The organism is Streptomyces sp. NPDC030183, from assembly GCF_055573455.1.
Window position 1 is genome coordinate 22792 of the sequence record NZ_JBVIBK010000039.1, and the last position, 20560, is coordinate 43351.

The 20560-nt window shown below is 69.4% G+C and carries 15 protein-coding genes and 1 pseudogene; 7 read left to right on the plus strand and 9 right to left on the minus strand.

Annotated features, from left to right (window positions below; translation table 11 throughout):
- The first annotated feature begins 224 nt into the window (after positions 1-224).
- Positions 225-461: a hypothetical protein gene (locus ACZ4Z2_RS34065; RefSeq protein WP_468081348.1), complete on the plus strand. Its 237-nt coding sequence runs from the start codon at positions 225-227 to the stop codon at positions 459-461.
- 153 nt (positions 462-614) lie between these two features.
- Here ACZ4Z2_RS34065 and ACZ4Z2_RS34070 read toward each other — a convergent pair.
- Positions 615-2897 (minus strand): annotated as a pseudogene (locus ACZ4Z2_RS34070) (family 43 glycosylhydrolase); the annotation flags it as partial.
- A 229-nt stretch (positions 2898-3126) separates the two neighbouring features.
- On the minus strand, positions 3127-4830 hold the full coding sequence (locus tag ACZ4Z2_RS34075) for a sigma-70 family RNA polymerase sigma factor (protein WP_468081349.1): 1704 nt from the start codon (positions 4828-4830) through the stop codon (positions 3127-3129).
- Between the two features lie 441 nt (positions 4831-5271).
- Here ACZ4Z2_RS34075 and ACZ4Z2_RS34080 point away from each other — a divergent pair, with 441 nt between their 5' ends.
- The 6 genes from ACZ4Z2_RS34080 to ACZ4Z2_RS34105 all read left to right on the plus strand — a co-directional run bounded on the left by ACZ4Z2_RS34080 (position 5272) and on the right by ACZ4Z2_RS34105 (position 13737).
- Positions 5272-6702: a glycoside hydrolase family 43 protein gene (locus ACZ4Z2_RS34080; protein ID WP_468081351.1), complete on the plus strand. Its 1431-nt coding sequence runs from the start codon at positions 5272-5274 to the stop codon at positions 6700-6702.
- A gap of 20 nt (positions 6703-6722) precedes the next feature.
- Positions 6723-8153 carry a glycoside hydrolase family 43 protein gene (locus ACZ4Z2_RS34085; protein WP_468081353.1) on the plus strand — a complete coding sequence of 477 codons (1431 nt, stop codon included), beginning with the start codon at positions 6723-6725 and terminating at the stop codon, positions 8151-8153.
- A 149-nt stretch (positions 8154-8302) separates the two neighbouring features.
- Entirely contained in the window at positions 8303-9748 is a 1446-nt protein-coding gene (locus ACZ4Z2_RS34090) for a family 43 glycosylhydrolase (RefSeq protein WP_468081396.1), read from the plus strand.
- A gap of 253 nt (positions 9749-10001) precedes the next feature.
- Complete coding sequence (locus tag ACZ4Z2_RS34095; protein WP_468081355.1) at positions 10002-11624, plus strand: amino acid adenylation domain-containing protein; 1623 nt, start codon at positions 10002-10004, stop codon at positions 11622-11624.
- On the plus strand, positions 11621-12934 hold the full coding sequence (locus ACZ4Z2_RS34100) for a ferredoxin reductase domain-containing protein (protein ID WP_468081357.1): 1314 nt from the start codon (positions 11621-11623) through the stop codon (positions 12932-12934). The genes ACZ4Z2_RS34095 and ACZ4Z2_RS34100 overlap by 4 nt, the downstream gene beginning before the upstream one ends.
- Positions 12935-12969: 35 nt before the next feature.
- Positions 12970-13737: an enoyl-CoA hydratase-related protein gene (locus ACZ4Z2_RS34105; protein ID WP_468081358.1), complete on the plus strand. Its 768-nt coding sequence runs from the start codon at positions 12970-12972 to the stop codon at positions 13735-13737.
- A gap of 95 nt (positions 13738-13832) precedes the next feature.
- On the opposite strand, the gene ACZ4Z2_RS34110 is transcribed toward ACZ4Z2_RS34105, so the two are convergent.
- The 7 genes from ACZ4Z2_RS34110 to ACZ4Z2_RS34140 form a co-directional block, all read right to left on the minus strand.
- Positions 13833-15260 (minus strand): aspartate ammonia-lyase, encoded by a 1428-nt coding sequence (locus ACZ4Z2_RS34110; RefSeq protein ID WP_468081359.1) that lies wholly within the window; start codon positions 15258-15260, stop codon positions 13833-13835.
- Between the two features lie 108 nt (positions 15261-15368).
- Entirely contained in the window at positions 15369-16244 is an 876-nt protein-coding gene (locus ACZ4Z2_RS34115) for an amino acid ABC transporter permease (protein WP_468081361.1), read from the minus strand.
- Positions 16241-16909 (minus strand): amino acid ABC transporter permease, encoded by a 669-nt coding sequence (locus ACZ4Z2_RS34120; RefSeq protein WP_468081363.1) that lies wholly within the window; start codon positions 16907-16909, stop codon positions 16241-16243. Before ACZ4Z2_RS34120 ends, ACZ4Z2_RS34115 begins: the two co-directional genes overlap by 4 nt.
- 81 nt (positions 16910-16990) lie before the next feature.
- The gene (locus ACZ4Z2_RS34125) at positions 16991-17833 is read right to left on the minus strand and encodes a glutamate ABC transporter substrate-binding protein (RefSeq protein ID WP_468081364.1); all 843 of its coding nucleotides are present in this window, start codon (positions 17831-17833) and stop codon (positions 16991-16993) included.
- Between the two features lie 62 nt (positions 17834-17895).
- The gene (locus ACZ4Z2_RS34130; protein WP_468081365.1) at positions 17896-18672 is read right to left on the minus strand and encodes an amino acid ABC transporter ATP-binding protein; all 777 of its coding nucleotides are present in this window, start codon (positions 18670-18672) and stop codon (positions 17896-17898) included.
- Between the two features lie 286 nt (positions 18673-18958).
- Positions 18959-19816: a glutamate ABC transporter substrate-binding protein gene (locus ACZ4Z2_RS34135; RefSeq protein ID WP_468081367.1), complete on the minus strand. Its 858-nt coding sequence runs from the start codon at positions 19814-19816 to the stop codon at positions 18959-18961.
- Complete coding sequence (locus ACZ4Z2_RS34140) at positions 19804-20493, minus strand: response regulator (RefSeq protein WP_468081368.1); 690 nt, start codon at positions 20491-20493, stop codon at positions 19804-19806. Before ACZ4Z2_RS34140 ends, ACZ4Z2_RS34135 begins: the two co-directional genes overlap by 13 nt.
- Positions 20494-20560: the final 67 nt, after the last annotated feature.

The window sequence follows — 20560 nt, forward strand, 5'->3', positions numbered from 1 at the left end:
CAGCGCGGTCGGGGTAGGCGGCACGGCGTGGGCGGCACGGCGCGGTCGGCGTGGGCGGCACGGCGCGGGCGGCACGGCGCGGTCGGCGTGGGCGGCACGGCGCGGTCGGCGTGGGCACGGGCGCGCGGCCGACGGGGGTCGGCTCCGATTCGGGCGGCGTTCCATGTGCGCGCCATTCGAGTGAGGCGCAGACTGGCCGCAGGGGTCGATGATCTGGAGGCGCCATGCGGCTGAGCAAGGAGATCGACTGCACGGTCCGACTGGGGCTGCACGACATCAGCGATCAGGACGTGGCGACCCTCGTCAGCGGCGTCCGGAGCAGGGAGCACGAGGTCGCCATGCTCTGGGAGCCGGGGGCCGACTGCGCGCTGACCGTGGATTTCGGCGACGACCTGGAGGGCGCACAGGCGCTGGTCGAGGCCGCCCAGGAACTGGAGAAGAACTCCGGCGACCAGGGGTGAGCCCCAGGCCGACGCGACCCGCGGAACCCCTTCCGCGGGCGGAGCCTCCATGTGCCCGGCAGACGGCTGTGGGCCCGGCGCACGGCGCGTCGGCCGCAACCTCGCAGGTGGTTGCGGCCGACGCGGATCGTGGCCCGGCTGTGCGGCGAACCGTCACGCCCAGGGGCTGACCGCCTTGAAGGAGCTGTCGGCGCGGAACGTGGTGGTGTCCTGGAAGGGATCGACGCGCAGCTCGTAGTTGTAGTGGCGGAGGTAGCGGCCGGGGTAGTTGTACGCCTCCAGGCTGACCGAACCGGTGGCCGAGCCCGGCCGGGCGCAGAAGGTGGCGTCCTTGTTGAAGAGCGTCGTGCCGTTGCTCGCGTCGGCGCGGACACGGAGGTCCTTGTGGCGCAGATAGCGGCCGGACGCGTCACGGAACGAGTAGCAGTTCCCGTCGGCCAGGCCGGGGACGATCGTGAAGGTGGCGCTCTGCTTGACCGCCGTGGTGCTGGACGACGTCACCGGGTCGAGGTAGCCGAGGCTGTCGGAGCGTACGACGGCGTAGCGGCCGGGGAAGTTGACCGACTGGAGCGAGCGGGTGGTGTGCACCGGCAGCGCGGTGCCGCCGGTGACCGGCTCGATGCCGCCGAGGGTGGGGACGACCTTCTTGATCAGGCCGTCGGCGTCGAACTCCAGCTTGTCGATGGTGGTTTCGCGGTGGGTGCCGTCTCCGCCGGGGATGGCGAAGCGGTGGTAGGCGATGTACCAGTCGTCGGTGCCCGGCACCTGCACCACGGAGTGGTGGCCGGGGCCCTTGATACCGAGCGAGAGGTCCTTCTCCAGGATCACGCCCCGCTTGGTCCAGGGACCGGTGGGCGAGGAGCCGGTGGCGTAGGCGACCCGGTAGTTCTCGTCACGTGTGTCGTTCTCCGACCACATGAAGTAGTAGGTGCCCTTGCGCTTGACGACGAAGGAGCCCTCCCGGTAGCCGCTGGGGGTGATGTTGGTGACCTTGGAGGCGTCGAAGGAGACCATGTCGTCGTTCAGGGGAACCACGTACGCCTGGCCGTTGGCGAAGTAGAGGTAGGACTGGCCGTCGTCGTCGGTGAAGACCGCCGGGTCGATCATCTGGCCGGAGTAGGTGCCGCGGGCGATCAGCGGCTTGCCCAGCGGGTCCTTGAACTGGCCGGTGGGCGAGTCGGAGACCGCGACGCCGATGTTCCCGTCGGCGGAGTAGTAGAAGTAGTACTTCCCGTTCTTCGCGGTCATCGTCGGCGCCCAGGCACGGCTGTTGGTCCAGCCGATGTCGGGGCCGAGGTCGAGGATGACGCCATGGTCCGTCCAGTGGACCAGGTCCTTGGAGGAGTACGCCTTGAACTGCGTAGCGCTCCAGTTCGCGAACCCGTCGGTGGTCGGGTAGATGTAGTACGTGTCGCCGAAGCGGACGATGTTCGGGTCGGCGGTGAGCCCCGGCAGGACCGGGCTCCTCATCACCAGCGCCTCCACCGTCCAGGTGCGCTTGGCGCCGTCGGAGCCGGTCACCTCGTACGTCACCGGGCTGGTGAAGTCACGTGGGGTGCCGGAGGCCGGGCTGATGGACGCGCCCTGGACGAGGGTGAACTGCGGGGCGAGCGCGGTGAGGTCCGTGCCCTCCTTCATCGGCAGCGTGATCTTGCTGTTGGCGTCGTCGATGATGGCGTCGATCTTCAGCGAGGGGTGGGTGGCCTCGGCGATGGCCGTGGTGTTCCCGCTGATGTCGAAGACCTCGCCGGGCGCCAGCGCGCGGTTGTAGACCCGGAAGTCGCGCATCTTGCCCTTGAAGAGCTTGTCACCGCTGTAGAGCGACTTGCCTATGTAGTTGGCCGTGGTGATGCCCGATCCGATGGAGCCGGGGGTGAGGGTGACCGACGAGTTGCGGGCCACCTCCACGCCGTCCTGGTAGAGGATGCCCGTGGTGCCGGTCTGCGTGTAGGTCACGTTCTTCCAGACCGAGCGCGGCAGCGCGGCGGAGGTCCGGGTGTTCTGCTCGGTGGAGAAGCCCCCGGAGGCGATGGCGGTCCGGAAGGTGTTGCCGGTGGTGAACAGGTACCCGTTGCCGGCGCCGTTGCTGGTGTTGCCGAAGCCGTAGAGGAAGTACGGCGTGGCCTGGTTGGCGTCGATCTGCACGTCCATCGAGACGGTGATCGAGTTCATGCCGCTCATGATGTTGTCCGGCACCTTGATGTAGGTGTCGGAGCCGTTGAACGTGAGCCCTTCCCCGGAACCCGACCAGCTCGCGGTGCCGTTGACGGTGCCGTCCCTGCCGTTGCCCGAGGAGTCCGCCGCCACGGCACCCGAGGTGGCGTCGAGTTTGTACCAGAGAGCCAGGCCGTCGGTGATCTCCGCCGCCTGGGCGGGGGCCGCCGGGCCGGCGACGCCCACCAGGAGCGAGGCGGCGGCCACGGCGGCCAGAGCACCGGCCCGGAATCTCCCGCGGCCCTGAGGTCTCACGCTGTGCATGGGTTCACATCCCGTGATGAAGACATGCTTGAGGAGGGGGCCCGTGCACCTCGACCGAGGTGGTGACGTGCCGCCCGTATGACATCGCGTTGCGTGAGTGTGAAGTGAACCGCGAGGGAGCGTCAACACTTTACGAACAATGTCCGATACGTCGAACAACTTTCTTCGGGGTCAGGGCCGTTCGGCGTCAGGTCCAGGGCGCCACGAGGACGAAGGAACGGCTGGCCCGGTAGGAGGCCGTGTCCTGGGAGGGGTCGATCCAGAGCTGGCCGTTGTCCCGGTGGCGGAGGTAGCGGCCGGGGTAGTTGTACGACTCCAGGGAGACCGAACCGGCCATGGAACCGCTGCGGGGGCAGAAGGTGGCGTCCTTCCGGAAGATGGCGGATTCGTCGTCCGTGTCCAGCCGCACGCGGAAGGCGTAGTGCCGCAGATACCTGCCCGTGGCATCCCTGAGGGAGTAGCAGCGGGGGTCGGCCAGGCCGGTGACGAAGGTGAAGGTGGCCGCCTGCCGGGTGGCCGCGGAGCTGTCCGCGCCGACCGGGCCCATGACGCCGAGTCGGCCGGACTGGCTCACGTAGTCGCCGGGGCTGTCGACCGACCGCAGGGCGTGCGGCCCCGAGATCCGCGCCTCGGCGGCCGTGGCCCGGGTCGCCGTCGGCGTCGCGGTCGGCGCCTTGGTCGGTGTGGTGGTCGGTGCCGGTGTCCGTGAGGCGGACGTCTTCGAGGAGGACGACGGCACGGACGAGGCGGCGGGCGGTGACGGCGCCGCCACGGCGGGCCGCGGGGCCGGCTCGTGCGATCCCCCGGCGGCATACCAGGCCACCCCGGCCACCCCGGCCACCGCGAGGGCGACGGCACCCGCGGCTGCCGCGACCGCGGGCTTGGCGGCCAGCCCGCCGAGCGCCCGCGCCATGTGGCTCGCACCGCCCGCCGTGTGTGCGGCCGCGCCCGCGCCCGAACCCGCGCTCGTGCCCGCGCCCGAACCCGCGCCCCCGCCCGTGCCCGCGCCCGAAGCCGCGCCCCCGCCCGTGCCCGCGCTCGAACCCGCACTCGCGCCGACGGTCCCCCCGGCCGAGCCCGCCTCCAGCGTCCTGGCCAGTACCAGGCCGGTCAGGCCGGCCGGCACCGGCACCAGCGCGAGACCGGCCAGCAGCCCTTCCGCCGGTATCAGGTCGGACGAGTTCGACAGGCACTGCGGACAGTCGCGGACATGGCGTGCCAGCCGCTTGCGCCACAGCCCGGACGGCCGCCCGTCCCACGAGGCGAGCACGGCGGCCAGGTCCGGGCAGCGCGGCGAGGCCGTCACGGCCCGTACGACGGTGCGCGCGGTCTCCAGCCGTTCCTTGACCCGCTGGACCCGGACCGCGGCGTGCTGCGGGGTGAGGCCGCATGCCTCCGAGAGTTCGCCGCGGGTCAGTTCACCGGCGCTCTCCAACCACCACAGCGAGAGCAGTTCACGTTCCTCGTCGTCCAGCCAGCGGGTCGCCTCCACCGCTTCACGCCGCTGGCCCGACAGCGCGAGCCGGAGAAGCGTCAGGTCGGCGAAGTCGGCCTGCGGGTCCGCTTCGTGGGCGCTCTCCTCCAGGGGTTCCGCGGCGAGCCCGGTGCGCCCCCTGCGCCACCGGTCACGGATCTGTCGCACGGTGATGGCGACGAGCCAGGACCGGAAACGATCCGGCCGCTCCAGCCCGGGCAACCCGTCCAGGACCCGCACCATCGTCTCCTGGACCACGTCGTCGACGTCGCTGTGCCCGTCCAGCGCCCGCCCGACGATGTTGTATACCAACGGCAGGAAATCCCGTACCAGCTGTTCCGACGCCTGCCGGTCCCCGGCCCGCGCCGCCATGACGACGGCGACGTCCAGCCGTTCCTGCCTGTTCTGGGAGCGCACCCCGCCCCACCGTCCCGTCGCCTTTGCCGATGTGTGGAGGGCGACAGTTTGCCAGGAGCGCGTCCGCGGGCTTCGCGTGGGCCGCCTCTCCGGTGCCGCCGCGCTTCCTCGCCCGTCGCGGCTTTTCCGTTATCCACGGCGCGCCGGTGCGTCTCCTTCAGTACGGACCCGCCCCGAGGACTTTTCACAAACTTCACGCCTCTTGACACCCACTTTTACCTCACTCTAACTTTTGGCCGACTTCACGAACGATGTCCGACATTCCGAACAACTGGTTCGGCAGACCCCGTCAACAACGGCAAGTGCGTCGCCGTCGCCTCGACCGCGTGCCCGGCCCCGCTCGGACAACGCACACGCCTCCGCCACGGGCTCCCCGTGGGCCTTCGTCCGACACCGCCTCCCGATCCGTCCCCGCACCGGCGACGAAGACAGGAAACGCACATGGCAAGACTCCTCACCCGGCTCGCGGCGATATTCCTCGCCGTCGGCCTCTTCTTCACCTCCCAGTCCTTGGCCGCACCGCAGCGGGCGGCCGCCGCCGACCCGGGCTACCTGATGCTGCACTTCACCGGGGAGGGGTCTGCCGGTCAGCAGATGTACCTCGCGCACAGCGCGGACGGCCTCCACTGGAACGACCTCAACGGCGGAGCGCCGATCCTGCGCTCCACGGTCGGCACCAAGGGCGTGCGCGACCCCGCACTGGTGCGGTCCCCTGACGGCAGCAAGTACTGGATCATCGCCACCGACCTGTGCTGGGGCTGCGGCTCGACCGTGGACGGATCCATCAACAACGGCAGCCGCAGCATCGTGGTCTGGGAGTCGACGGACCTGGTCAGCTGGTCGGAGCCGTGGCTGCTCAACGTCGCCGGCGCCATCCCCGACGGGCGCAACGCCTGGGCCCCCGAGGCGATCTGGGACCCCGAGACCAACGACTACGTCCTGTACTGGGCGACGAACGTGCCCCTCGACGGCAAGACGAAGCACCGCATCTTCTACGCCCGCACCAGCGACTTCCGCACCATCACCACCCCGCAGATCTACATCGACCGCCCCGGTACCCAGGAACTCATCGACACCCAGATCGTCGAAGTCCCGGCCGGCGTCGGCGACTACCGCTACGTGCGCGCCTCCGGTGACGGCCAGATCACCATCGAAGGCAGCAACTCGATCCTCGGCACCTGGACCAACCTCGGCAACCTCTCCGGCATCGGCCTGACCGGCGCCCAGGTCGAGGGCCCGATGTGGATGAAGTTCCGCGACCGCAACGAGTGGACCCTGTATCTCGACCAGTACGCCTCCCGCGGCGGGTACATGCCGGTCACCACGGTCAACCCCTCCGCGGTCGGCACCTACCAGCTCCCGGCATCGGGCAGCTTCAGCCTGGGCGTCAACAAGAAGCGCCACGGCTCGATCATGACCCTCACCGCCGCCGAGGAAGCCCGGGTCCTCGCCCGGTACGTCAACACCCCCGCCAAGCGGCTCCAGTCCTTCAACTTCCAGGACCGGTACGTACGGCACGCCAACTTCGACGTGCGCATCGACCAGAACATCACCAGCGACGACGCCAAGTTCCGGATCCGGCCCGGTCTCGCCGGCACCGGCACCGTCTCCTTCGAGTCGGTGAACAACCCCGGCTACTTCCTGCGCCACGCCAACTACGACTTCCAGCTGGTCCGCAACGACGGCTCCGCCCAGTTCGCGGCCGACGCCACCTTCCGCCAGGTCGCCGGCCTCGCCGACGCCACCTGGTCCTCCTTCCAGTCCTACAACCACCCCGACCGCTACATCCGCCACTACGCCTACCAGCTCCGCCTCGACCCCATCAGCACCACGACGGCACGCGCCGACGCCACCTTCCGCGTGACCAACTGACCTCGAGACAGGAAACGCAGATGCGTACGCTCATATCCCGGCTGGCGGCGGTACTGGTCGCCGTCAGCCTGCTCTTCACCTCCCAAGCCCTGATCACACCGGACCGGGCGGCCGCCGCCGAGCCCGGCTACCTGATGACGCACTTCATCGGGGAGGGCTCGAACGGCCAGCAGATCTACTTCTCGTACAGCACGGACGGTCTGAACTGGACCGATCTCAACGGCGGCGGAGTAGCCCTGCGCTCCACGGTCGGCACCAAGGGCGTGCGCGACCCCGCACTCGTGCGGTCCCCCGACGGCAGCAAGTACTGGATCATCGCCACCGACCTGTGCATCAGCTGCGGGCAGAACTGGGAGGCCGCCGTGTTCAACGGCAGCCACAACCTGGTCGTGTGGGAGTCGACGGACCTGATCAACTGGTCGGAGCCGTGGCTGCTCAACGTCGCCGGCTCGATCCCCGACGCGCGCAACGCCTGGGCGCCCGAGGCGATCTGGGACCCCGAGACGAACGACTACGTCCTGTACTGGGCGACGAACGTGCCTCTCAACGGCAAGGCGAAGCACCGCATCTACTACGCCCGCACCAGCGACTTCCGCACCATCACCACCCCGCAGGTCTACATCGACCGCCCCGGTACCCAGGAACTCATCGACACCCAGATCGTCGAGATGCCGGCCGGTGTGGGCAACTACCGCTACGTGCGCGCCTCCGGTGACGGCCAGATCACCATCGAAGGCAGCAACTCGATCCTCGGCACGTGGACCAACCTCGGCAACCTCTCCGGCATCGGCCTGACCGGCGCCCAGGTCGAGGGCCCGATGTGGATGAAGTTCCGCGACCGCAACGAGTGGGCGCTCTACCTCGACCAGTACTCCTCCGGACGCGGTTACATGCCGGTCACCTCGGTCAACCCCTCCGTCCCCGGCACCTACCAGCTGCCGGCGGCGGGCAGCTACAACATGGGCGTCAACAAGAAGCGCCACGGCTCGATCCTGAACCTCACGGCCGCCGAGGACACCCGTGTCCTCGCCCGCTGGACCGACACCCCGGCCAAGCGGCTCCAGTCGTTCAACTTCCAGGACCGGTACGTACGGCACGCCAACTTCGACGTGCGCATCGACCAGAACATCACCGGCCCCGACGCCCAGTTCCGCATCCGGCCCGGCCTCACGGGCACCGGCACCGTCTCCTTCGAGTCGGTGAACTACCGCGGCTACTTCCTGCGGCACGTCAACAACGACTTCCAGCTGGTCCGCAACGACGGCACCGCCCAGTTCGCCGCGGACGCCACCTTCCGCCAGGTCGCCGGCCTCGCCGACTCCACCTGGTCCTCCTTCCAGTCCTACAACCACCCCGACCGCTACATCCGCCACTACGCCTACTACCTGAAGCTCGACCCGATCACCACCGCGACAGGGCGCGCCGACGCCACCTTCCGCGTGACGAACTGACTGACCCGACCTCCGAAAGGGATGCCGGCGCTCTCTCCTCGAGGCGCCGGCATCCCCTTGTCGACGTCCGACACGGTGAAACCCGGAAAGGAAGTACCGTGATCCTCCGCCATCTCAGGTTGTGGCTGACCGGCGCTGTGGCCCTGCTCATGGCGCTGGCCTGCGCACAAGGCCCCGCGTCCGCGGTGGACGGCCGCCCCTACACGAACCCGCTCAAATCGGTGAAGGGTGCCGATCCCTGGCTGGAGTACTACGACGGCAACTACTACCTCGTCACGACGACGTTCACCGGTGTCCTGGGCATGCGCAAATCGCCGACCCTCGCCGGTCTCGCCACCGCCCCCAGCGTCCAGATCTGGTCGGACACCACACCCAGCCGCAACTCCAACATCTGGGCCCCGGAGATCCACTTCTCGGACGGCCACTGGTACCTGTACTACAGCGCCGGGCAGAGCGGCACCCCGTGCTGCGGGGCCACCGGCACCCAGCGGACGCATGTCCTGGAGAGCGCCGGTACGGACCCCATGGGCCCGTACACGTACAAGTCGATGATCAAGGGTCCCAACCTGTACCCGACCGACTGGCTGATCGACGCGAGCGTTCTGCGGGTGAACGGCCAGAACTACCTGGTCGGCAGCGGAAGAACGAACAGCAGCACGCCGCCCGGTCTGGTCATCGCCCCGATGACCAACCCGTACACCGTGAGCGGGAACTGGACGGTCATCTCCACGCCGACCCTCAGCTGGGAGATCCACAAGGCGGCCATCAACGAAGGTCCGGAAGCCCTGCAGCACGACGGCCGCACCTTCCTCATCTACGCCGCGAGCGCCTGCGACACCCCCGACTACCAGCTCGGCCAGCTGGAACTGACCGGCAGCGACCCGTTGGACCCCGCCGCGTGGACGAAGAAGCCGACACCGGTCTTCCGCCGCGACGACGCGGCGAGCGTCTACGGCCCCGGGCACAACGGCTTCTTCACCTCTCCCGACGGCACCGAGAACTGGATCGTCTACCACGCCAACGACTCCACCACCGACCGCTGCGGCAACGAACGCACCACCAGGGCACAGAAGTTCACCTGGAACGCCGACGGCACACCGAACTTCGGCACTCCCGTGGCTCTCGGCACCACCCTGCCGGGCCCGTCCGGAGAGACGGCGGCCACCCCGACCGCGTACACGCTCGTGAACCGCAACAGCGGCAAGTGCCTGGACGTGGCGAGCGGCAACACCGCCGACGGCACCAACATCATGCAGTGGACCTGCAACGGCGGCGCCAACCAGAAGTGGCGGATCGAGGACCTGGGCAACGACACCAACCGGCTGGTGAACGTCGCGACCAACAAGGTGATGGACACCGCGAGTTGCGGCACGGCCGACGGCACGGACATCCGCCAGTGGTCCTGGCTGAACAACAACTGCCAGAAGTTCCGCCTGGTGTACACGGCCACCGGTGACCACGTACGGATCGTGAACGAGAACAGCGGCAAGGTCGCCGACGTCGCGAACTGCGGCACCGCCAACGGGACCGACGTCCGCCAGTGGACCTGGCTGAACAACAACTGCCAGCAGTGGCGGATCGTGCCCACCACCTGACCGCCGACGGGGACGTGGGACTCCTGTCACGTGGCGTGCGGAAGCTGCCCGTGTGCCGTGAGTCCAGCCATGTGACTGGTTTTGTCGGTGACGCAGACCAGGTTGAACGTTGAAGATGCTGGAGCCGCCACCGCATGTCGGTGCTGCCGCTCTGCACCTCCGCACGATGCTCGACTGATCCACAGATCGAGGCACGTCAGCGTTCAGTAGCCCGAGGCATCTTCTCCCCACACAGCCAGGAGGTCTGTGAAGCATGCCCCTGAGCCATCTGTCACCCCGAGACAGGGTCCTGTTCCGGCAGTTCGGCCACGGTCCCGAAGTCCCCGTCCCCGATCCCCTCGTCCACCACGCCGTCGAACGGCGGGCCGCCGCCGCGCCGCACACCGTCGCCGCCGAGCACCAGGGCACGACGATCACGTACGGCGAGCTGAACCGTCGTGCCGACCGGCTCGCGGCCAGACTCGTACGGGAGGGCGTACGGCCGGGCGACCACGTCGGCCTGTTCGTACGCCGCTCCATCCCGATGCTCGTCGGACTGCTCGGCACGCTGAAGGCCGGTGCCGCGTACGTCCCGCAGGACATCGGCCTCACCCCCGCCGCCCAGCTGCGGCACGTCATCCGCACCGCCGGAACCCGGATCGTCCTCACTCAGTCGGAGCACACGCTGCGGGTGCCTCCGGCCGGGACGGGACACCGGCTGATCACGCTCGACGACGACGGTCCCGCCGGACCCTCCCCACAGGGCCCGGTCCGTCTGGAGCGGCCCCTGCGCCCCGACGACGGGTGCTACGTGCTGTTCACCTCCGGCACGACCGGCAAGCCCAACGGGGTGAAGGTCACCCACCGCAACGTCGCGAACATCCTGCTCACCGCACCCGGTGACCTGGGCATCCGCCCCGGTGACCGGGTCGCCCAGCTCCTCAACATCGCCTTCGACATGGCCGCCTGGGAGATCCTCGGCTGTCTCGCCCACGGCGGCACGCTCGTCGTCCGCGGCAAGGACGTCGCGGCCGCGGCCCGCACGGCGGACGTGCTGATCGCGACACCGACGGTGCTGTCCGGGATCGACCCGGCGGACTGCCGCCACGTACGGACGGTGGCGGTCGCGGGCGAGCCGTGCCCGCGCCCGCTCGCGGACGCCTGGGCCCGGCGGTCCGCCTTCCACAACTGCTGCGGGCCCACGGAGACGACGATCGTCAACACGATGCGCCACCACCACGTGGACGACGCACTGCTCACGATCGGTCGCCCCACCCCCAACAACACGGTGTACGTCCTCGACGAGCACCGGCGTGCGCTGCCCATCGGGGAGGTCGGCGAGATGTGGGCCGGGGGCGACTGCGTATCGGCGGGCTATCTGAACAACGAGGCGCTGAACACCGAGCGGTACGCCCCCGACCCCTTCCTCGGCGGCGGGCGCCGTATGTTCCGCACCCGCGACCTCGGCCGCTGGACACCGGACGGCCAACTCGAACATCTGGGCCGTACCGACGACCAGGTCAAGGTCCGTGGCTTCCGCGTGGAACTCGACTCCGTCTCCTCCGTGCTGGAGTCGGTGGCGGGCTGCTCCCGCGCCGTCACACTCCGGCGGGACGCCCGCAGCCTGATCTCCTTCGTCTGCCCGGCCGACGTCGACCCGGACACGGCCCGGCGCGCGGTGGCCGACGTCCTGCCGTACTACTGCGTGCCGGCCACGGTCCTCCCGGTGGCCGCGCTGCCGGAGACGGACCGGGGCAAGGTCGACCGGGCGGCTCTGCTGCGGCTGGCGGCGGAGCGGGAGGAGGCCGCACGGCACGCCGCGCGAGTGGTGCCGGCGCACGGCGAGGAGACATCCCTGCTACGGGTGCCGGCGCCGCGAGAGGGGGCGATCCGATGACATCGCCGGTGGAGACCTCGTCCTCGCACACGGACCGTCCCGCCCCTCCCGCTCCTCCCGCCCCTGCGGCGGCTCTCGCCGAGCTCCCTCCGCTCACGTCCGCGCCCCGTCGCCTCCTCAAACACCCCCTCCTGATGCACTACAACCGTCTGGCGGCCCTGGTGATACTGGCCAACGCGGTCCTCCTGGCGGTGGTGTGGCCACCGAACGCGGAAGCCGTCGGCCACGCGGCGCTCGGGAACCTCGCCCTCGCGGTGGTCGTACGGCAGCAATACGTCATCAACCTCTTCTTCCGCCTGGCGACCTGGGCTCCGACGAGCTGGCCGTTGAAGGCTCGGTGGACGCTCGGCAAGGTGTACCACTTCGGGGGACTGCACGTGGGCGGGGCGCTGGCCGGAGTGGCGTGGTTCCTCGCCGGGACGGTCACGGCGACCGTCGAGGGCACCAACAGGCCCCTGATGGCCGTCAGTTGGACACTTGTCGCCCTGCTCGCCGTCATCGTCGCCACCGCCCTGCCCGCCTTCCGCTCCCGCTTCCACGACCGCTTCGAGAAGATCCACCGCTTCGGCGGCTGGAGTGCCCTCGTCCTGTTCTGGACGCACACCCTGCTGGGCGGGCAGGGGCCGGTCGCCCTCGGGGTGCTGGCCGTGGTGACCTTCAGCGTCGCGCTGCCCTGGCTGCGACTGCGCAAGGTGGACGTACGGATCGAGAAGCCCTCCCCGCATGTGGCGCTGGCCCGGTTCGACTACGGCGTGACCCCGTTCGCGGGTTCCTCCACCGCCATCAGCCGCAACCCGCTCACCGAGTGGCACTCCTTCGCCAACGTGCCCTCACCCGGCGAACCCGGCTTCCGGCTGACCATCTCCCGTGCGGGCGACTGGACGGGATCCTTCATCGACGACGCGCCCCCGAAGGTCTGGGTCAAGGGCATCACCACGGCCGGGGTCGCCAACATCGAGACCCTGTTCAGCAAGGTGATCTACGTGGCCACCGGCAGCGGTATCGGCCCCTGTCTGCCGCATCTGCTGGCCGCCGAGGTGCCGTCCCGGCTCGTATGGGCGACGCGTGATCCCCGCAGGACCTACGGCGACGACCTGGTCGACGAGATCCTCGCCGTCCAGCCGGACGCCCTGGTCTGGGACACCTCGCGGCACGGCAAACCGGACATGGTGCGGCTCGCGTACACCGCGTACCGCGACTTCGGTGCCGAAGCCGTCATCTGCATCTCCAACAAGAAGCTGACCTGGCAGGTCGTCCACGGTCTGGAGCGGCGCGGCATCCCCGCGTACGGCGCGATCTGGGACTCATGACGAACCGCCAGAAGAGGTGTACGGGAGGAGAACAGATGAACACCCTCAAGATCGAGCGTCACGACCGCGTCGTCACCGTACGACTACACCGGCCGCACGTCCTGAACGCCCTCAGCGGTGAGCTGCTGGCCGAACTCCTGGAAACGCTGCGCCCGTTGGACCGCGACCCGGAGGTCGGCTGCTTCGTCGTCACCGGTTCGGAGAAGGTCTTCGCGGCCGGTGCGGACATCAAGGAGATGGCCGGGAAGTCGGCCGTGGACATGGCCGCCGAGGACTACTTCGCGGGCTGGGAGGAGTTCGCCGGCTTCCGCACGCCGAAGATCGCGGCGGTCAACGGCTACGCGCTGGGCGGCGGTTGCGAACTCGCCATGATGTGCGACCTCGTCATCGCGGGCGAGTCGGCGGTCTTCGGCCAGCCGGAGATCAAGCTCGGGGTGATCCCCGGCATCGGCGGCACCCAGCGGCTCACCCGTCTGGTCGGCCGGGCCAAGGCCATGGACCTCATCCTCACGGGCCGCACGATGAGCGCCCGCGAGGCGGAGGTCTCGGGCCTGGTGTCGCGGGTGGTCCCGGACGACCGCGTCCTCACCGAGGCCACGGAAGCCGCCGCGGCCATCGCCTCCTACGGCCACCCGGCCGTCCGGGCGGCCCGCGAGTCGGTCGACCGGGCCCTGGAGACCGGTCTGCGCGACGGGCTCCTCTTCGAACGCCGCGTGTTCCACGCGCTGTTCGCGACCGAGGACCAGAAGGAGGGGATGAGCGCGTTCATGGAGAAGAGGGCGCCCGTGTTCAAGGGACGCTGACCGCTTGAGCCCACCCCCGCGAGCCGGGGCGCGACCGGAACCCCGGCCGCCGCCCCGGCCACGGCGGTGCCGTGAGGCGCCCCGGCGGAGCAGCGTCACGTGGTTGATGCCCGCAGGTCATGGGCGCCGGGGCGGGCCAGGGCCTCGGGCCGGAGGAGAAGGCTCAGTTCGTCGGAGGACAGCAGGCCCCGTCCCAGCACGACCTCGGCCACCGAGCGGTGTGTGGTGAGGGCTTCCTGGGCGGCGGCGCCGGCCTGGGCGTAGCCGATGTACGGCGTGAGGGCGGTGATGATCCCGATGGTGTTGTGGACGACGGCATGGAGGTGTTCCCGGTTGGCGGTGATGCCGACGACGCAGCGTTCGGCCAGGGTCAGGCAACCGGCCTCCAGGTTGGCGAGACTCTCGAACAGGCAGTGGGCGATGAGCGGTTCGAAGGCGTTGAGCTGGAGCTGACCGGCTTCGGCGGCCATGGTGATGGCCATGTCGTTGCCGATGACCTTGAAGGCGATCTGGTTCACGACTTCGGGGATGACCGGGTTCACCTTGCCCGGCATGATGCTGGAGCCCGCCTGTCGCGGCGGCAGGTTGATCTCGCCGAGGCCGGCGCGCGGGCCCGACGAGAGCAGCCGCAGGTCGTTGCAGGTCTTGGAGAGCTTGACGGCGATGCGTTTGAGCACACCGGACAACTGGACGAAGGCACCGGCGTCCTGGGTGGCCTCGACCAGGTCGGGGGCGACGGACAGTTCCAGGCCGGTGATGTCACGCAGATGCGCGCAGGCCAGCGCGGCGTAGTCGGGGTGGGAGTTGAGACCGGTGCCGATCGCGGTGCCGCCCAGGTTGATCTCCCCCAGCAGGGCACGGGCCTCGGCGAGGCGCTGCTCGTCCTCGCCCAGCGTCCGCGCGTAGGCCCCGAACTCCTGGCCGAGGGTCATGGGCACCGCGTCCTGCAGCTGGGTACGGCCGGTCTTGACGACGTCGGCGAACTCCTCGGCCTTCGCCTCGAAGGCATGCCGCAGTGTGGCCATGGCACGCTCCAGGCGTCGAGTGGTCTCGTGCAGGGCCACCTTGAGGGCGGTGGGGTAGGCATCGTTGGTGCTCTGCCCGGCGTTGACGTCGTCCAGGGGGTGCAGGTGCCGGTACTCGCCGCGGCTGTGCCCGAGGAGCTCCAGTGCCCGGTTGGCGATGACCTCGTTGGCGTTCATGTTGGTGGACGTGCCCGCGCCGCCCTGGAACACGTCCACGACGAACTGGTCGTGGAGCCTTCCGGAGCGGATCTCCGCACAGGCGCTGATGATCGCCTCGGCCTTCGCGGGGTCCAGCAGGTCCAGGTCACGGTTGGCCGCCGCCGCGGCCTGCTTGACCGCTGCCAGTCCGTTGACCAGGTCGCGGTAGGCGGAGACGCGGATGCCGGTGATGGGGAAGTTGTGCACCGCCCGGAGGGTGTGTATGCCGAAGTAGGCGTACTGCGGTACGGGTTCGTCGCCGAGAAGGTCGTGCTCGATGCGGAACGGTTCCTCCGCCATGATGCGTACTCCTGAATCCGGCCGCGCGGGCCGGGCTTGGGGTGAGGGCCGGCGTGGTGCCGCTGGGACGTGCGGCCGACACTGCGACCGATCGGCCTGTGGTTCGGGTCAGACGGAACCGACCGGCTCGGCCGCCGGAGCGACGGCGGTGTCGCCGCCCTTGGTGGTCCCGGTCCTCCGGCCGCTGCTGATCCTGCGCCGCAGCCACTGGGCGACGGCGTCGAGCGCCATGTTGAGGAGGATGAAGATCGAAGCCACCACCATGGCCGCCGGGATGACGTTGGAGAAGTTCGCTGCGATTCCGTTCAGGCCGCGGTCGACCAGCTCGTCGTAGCCGACGATGAACCCGAGGGCGGAGTCCTTGAGCAGCACGACGAACTGGCTGACGATGGCCGGCATCATCGCGGTGATCGCCTGCGGCAGCAGGATGAGGCGCATGACCTTGCCCTTGCGCATGCCGAGCGCCTGCGCGGCCTCCATCTGACCCGACGGCAGGCTTTTCACGCCCGCTCTGAGGGTCTCCGCGATGACCGAGCCGTTGTACAGGGTGAGGCCGAAGACCACGGCGGTGAACGGGGAGACGTTGACCCCGATGATCGCGTAGGAGCCGAAGAAGGCGAAGAAGATGAGCAGCAGCAGCGGCACCGCGCGGAAGAACTCCACGATCGCCGCGGCGGGGACGCGGATCCAGCGGTGCTCGGACAGCCGGGCGGTGGCGAACACCAGCCCGAAGGCGGCCGAGAACACGATGCCCAGCGCCGCGGCCTGGAGCGTGCCGAGCAGGCCGGGCACGATGAAGGTCGTCCAGACCTCGCCCCGCAGCAGGGGCCGCCACTTCTCCGCCTCCCACTGCTGCTTGGCGTCGAACCGCGTGTAGATCACGTACGTCAGGGCGGTCAGCGCGACGGCGATGACCGCGGCCAGCATTCGGTTGCGGCGCACACCCCGCGCGCCCGGGACCTCGTACAGGTTCGCGTGGCTCATCGGGCCACCTCCAGGCGACGGGAGAGCCAGCCGAAGAACAGACCGGTCGGGAGACACAGCACGACGAAGCCGGCGGCGAACCCGAGGAAGATCTGGATCACTTGGTCGCCGTACACCTCGATCATCTCCCGCATCCGGACGGACGCCTCAGCGACACCCGCCACCAGGGCGATGGTCGTGTTCTTGGTCAGGGCGATCAGGATGCTTCCCAGCGGCGTGATCACCGCACGGAACGCCTGGGGCAGAACGATGAGCCGCAAGGTCTGGACGAAGCTCAGCCCGGCCGCCCGCGCCGCCTCCGTCTGCCCCAGGGGGACGGTGTTGATGCCCGCCCGCAGGGCCTCGCACACGAACGCCGACGTGTACGCGGTCAGGCCGACGACGGCGAGCCAGAAGTTGTTGGTGTCGACGCGTTCGGAGAACTCCACACCGAGGTTGGCGCCCACACCCAGGCTGGTGAAGAGCAGGATCAGAGTGAGCGGTGTGTTGCGTGCCACGGTCACGTACGCCCGGACCGCGGCGCGCAGTACCGGAAGCGGGGAGACGCGCATGCCCGCGAGAACGGTACCGAGGGTGAGGGAGCCGAGCGCGCTGAAAGCGGTGAGTCGCAGGGTCATCCAGAACGCGGCGAGGATCGTTTCTCGCTCGACTATCAGTGCGTCCATCAGGGCCTTACTTCGTCGGGGCGGGCAAGGGCCGGGCAGTTGCCTGCCGCCACCGGTCGCCCGCCGTCCAGCGGTTGCCAGTCAGTACCGGTCGAGGCTCGGGGTCTGGGCGACCTTGAGACCGGACTTGCCCAGGTTGGAGTCGACCGCGGCCTTCCAGCCGCCGCCGGCGAACATCTTCATCAGGGCGTCGTTGATCGCGTCCCGGCCCTTCTTGTCGCCCTTCTTCAGGCCGATGCCGTAGTTCTCGGTGCTGAAGGTCCTGCCGACCAGCCTGAGCTTGCCGGGGTGCTGCGACGCGTAGCCGGCCAGGATGGCGTTGTCGGTGGTGATCGCGTCGAGCTGACCGCCCAGCACCCGGTCCACGCAGGCCGAGTAGCTGCGCTCCTCCTGGAGTTGTGCCTGCTTGGCGTAGCTGTCCTTGATCTTCTGGGCCGAGGTCGAGCCGGCGACCGAACACAGCTTCTTGCCGTTGAGCGAGCCGGGGCCGGTGATGGACTTGTCGTCGGCCCGCACCAGCAGGTCCTGGCCCGCCACGAAGTACGGACCGGCGAAGGAGACCTTCTGCTTGCGCTCGTCGGTGATGGAGTAGGTGGCCACCACCATGTCGACCTGCCCCTGCTCCAGGAACGCCTCGCGGTTGGCGGACACCGTCTCCTTGAAGGTGATGTCCTTCTGGTCCACGCCGAGCTCCTTGGCGACATAGGTGGCCACGTCGATGTCGAGGCCCTTGAAGCTGCCGTCGGGGGTGCGCAGTCCCAGACCGGGCTGGTCGGCCTTCACACCGATGACGAGCTTCTTGTCGTTCTTGGCCTTGTCGACGACGGACGCGTTGCTGTTGCTTTCGCCACCGCCCCCGCAGGCGCTGGTGCCCAGCGCGACCATCACGGTGGTGAGAGCGGCGGCGATCAGTCTCTTGGACATGGTGAATCTCCTGGTGTGCGTGGTGAGTGGACAGGCGTGGCCGCATGGGCCCGAGGGCCGGCTCAGTGGGTGAGGATCTTGTCGAGGAACGACTTGGCGCGTTCGCTGCGCGGGTGGGAGAAGAAGGCGTCGGGGCTGTTCTGCTCGACGATCTGGCCGTCGGCCATGAACACCACGCGGTCGGCGGCCCGGCGGGCGAAGCCCATCTCGTGCGTGACCACGAGCATCGTCATCCCGTCGCGGGCCAGGGAGGTCATCACGTCGAGCACCTCGTTGACCATCTCCGGGTCGAGCGCGGAGGTCGGCTCGTCGAAGAGGATCACCTTGGGGTCCATGGCCAGGGCCCGGGCGATGGCCACCCGCTGCTGCTGACCTCCCGACAGCTGGGCGGGGTACTTGTCGGCCTGGCTGGCGATGCCCACACGGTCGAGCAGTTCGCGGGCGCGCCGCTCGGCGGCCTTCCGGTCCTGCTTGAGGACCTTCACCGGAGCGAGGGTGACGTTCTCCAGGACCGTCTTGTGGGCGAAGAGGTTGAACCCCTGGAACACCATGCCGACCTCGGCGCGCAGCCGCGCCAGTTGCCTGCCCTCGGAGGGCATGGGCGTGCCGTCGACCATGATGATGCCCGAGTCGATGGTCTCCAGCCGGTTGATGGTGCGGCACAGAGTGGACTTGCCGGACCCGGAGGGTCCGATCAGCACGACGACCTCACCCCGGCTCACCGCCAGGTCGATGTCCTGCAGAACGTGCAGTGGGCCATAGTGCTTGTTGACCTTGTCGAGCACCACCAGAGGGGTGTTCGCCTCCTGCTGCCGTCCTGCCGGCAGGTTCTTGGTCATGGGCACGCGCCTCTCCCTTACTGGTGGTCCGCCGCCGCGATGCCGTTCCCGGTGGCGATGGCGATACCGTAGGAGCGGCTTTTCGCCGCAAGGGAGTTGTGCGCCTTGTGCTCAGCGCGAGGGCGCCGGAGGTGTGGACGGGGCACTCCCGCCCTGGCCCGGCGGCCGTACGGAGTCGGGGTGTCCGCTCGTCGTTCCCGGCGGGGCCGGGCAGGCGGAGGCCGGGCCCGCGGCCGTTCCCCGTGGGAGCGGCCTGTCGCCGCGAGGGAGTTGCCTGGCCCTGTGCTCAGAGCGAGGGTGACGGCTTGGCGGTCCTGGGGGACACGCCCATCACGCCGATGGTGCTCCGGAAGACCTCGTCCCAGCGCCCGTCGGTCAGGAAACGGCGGATCAGGCCGTTGAGATGGTCACGGAAGTCGCTGTCGCCGCGGCGTATACCGATGCCGTACGACTCCCCGCCGAAGGGGCTGCCCAGCAGCCGTACGGAGTCCGGGTGTTCGCTCATCAGCCCCAGCAGTATCGAGTCGTCGGTGCTGATCGCGTCGATCCGCCCCTCGAGAAGGGGGGACACACACTCGCTGTAGTTGTCCACCACCACCAGCCGGGCCTGCGGAAGCCGGGCCCGCAACCGCTCCAGGGGAGTGGAACGGGCTGCCGTGCACACCGTTCTGCCGACGAGGTCGGAGACGGTGTGCACGTCCGTGTCCGTGCTGCGGACCAGTACGTCCTGCCACGACCGGTAGTAGGGGTCGGTGAAGTCCACCCGCTTGCGGCGCTCGTCACTGATCGAGTACGTGGCCACGACGATGTCCACCACACCCCGGTCGAGGAAGTCCTCCCGGTTGCGGGGCATCGTCTCGATGAACCGGATGTTGTGCTCACTGCCGGTGAGGTCCCGGGCCACCATGCGCGCGACGTCCGCGTCGAAACCGGTGATCCACCCCGTCGAGGGGTCCTTGTACCCGAACAGCGGCAGGTCGAACTTGATGCCGGCGGTGAGCACGCCCCGCTCCCTGATGCGGGCCATGGTGGAGTCCTTGGGGAACCGTGCCGCGGAGCCGTCCCGGTCCGCCGGGACGCAGGCACCGAGCACCAGGCCGCCCAGGGCGGACAGCACGGCTCTGCGGACGATCACGGCGCCCACAGCCGGTAGCGGTGCTGGGGCCGGCCCGTCGCTCCGTAGCGCAGGCTCTCCTCGACCTGCCCCTGCTCGGTGAGGTACTCCAGGTATCGCCGGGCGGTCGCCCTGCTGATCCCCACCGCCTCGGCGGTCTCCTGCGCCGAGAGGTCCGACTCGGCGGCGGCCAGCGCGTCGAGGATCGACTGCTCGGTGGGGGCCGAGACCTTCTTGGGGCGGTTGACCGGGTCGAGGTGCAACGAGCGGAAGATCCGGTCGATCTCCTGCTGTTCCACCGCTCGCTCGCCCCAGGACAGGTGCGCCAGGGCCGCCGCGTACCGGTTGAGCGTCTGCTCCACCGTCCCGGTCCGGGTCGGCTTGACCAGGTAGTGCAGGGCGCCGCGCTGCATGGCCGCGCGCACGGCGGTCGAGTCCCTCCGGCCCGAGATCACGATGATGTCCGGCGACGGGCGCCCCGGCCGGTGCAGCTGGTGCGCCATGTCGAGCCCCTGCATGTCGGGCAGATGGAGATCCAGAAGGATCAGGTGCGGAGCGAAGCGGCGGGCCGCCGCCAACCCCTCGCGGCCGGTGTGGGCGATCGCCACCACCCGGAAACCGGGAATGCGGTTGACCTGCGCACGCAGGGTGGCGGTGACGACCGGGTCGTCGTCCACGATGAGAAGGGTGATGTCCCTCACCGCCATCGCCATGCTCCTCCCGATGTGGCGACCATGCCGACGCTGCGGGGCAACAGGATTCCGGACCGGGGGC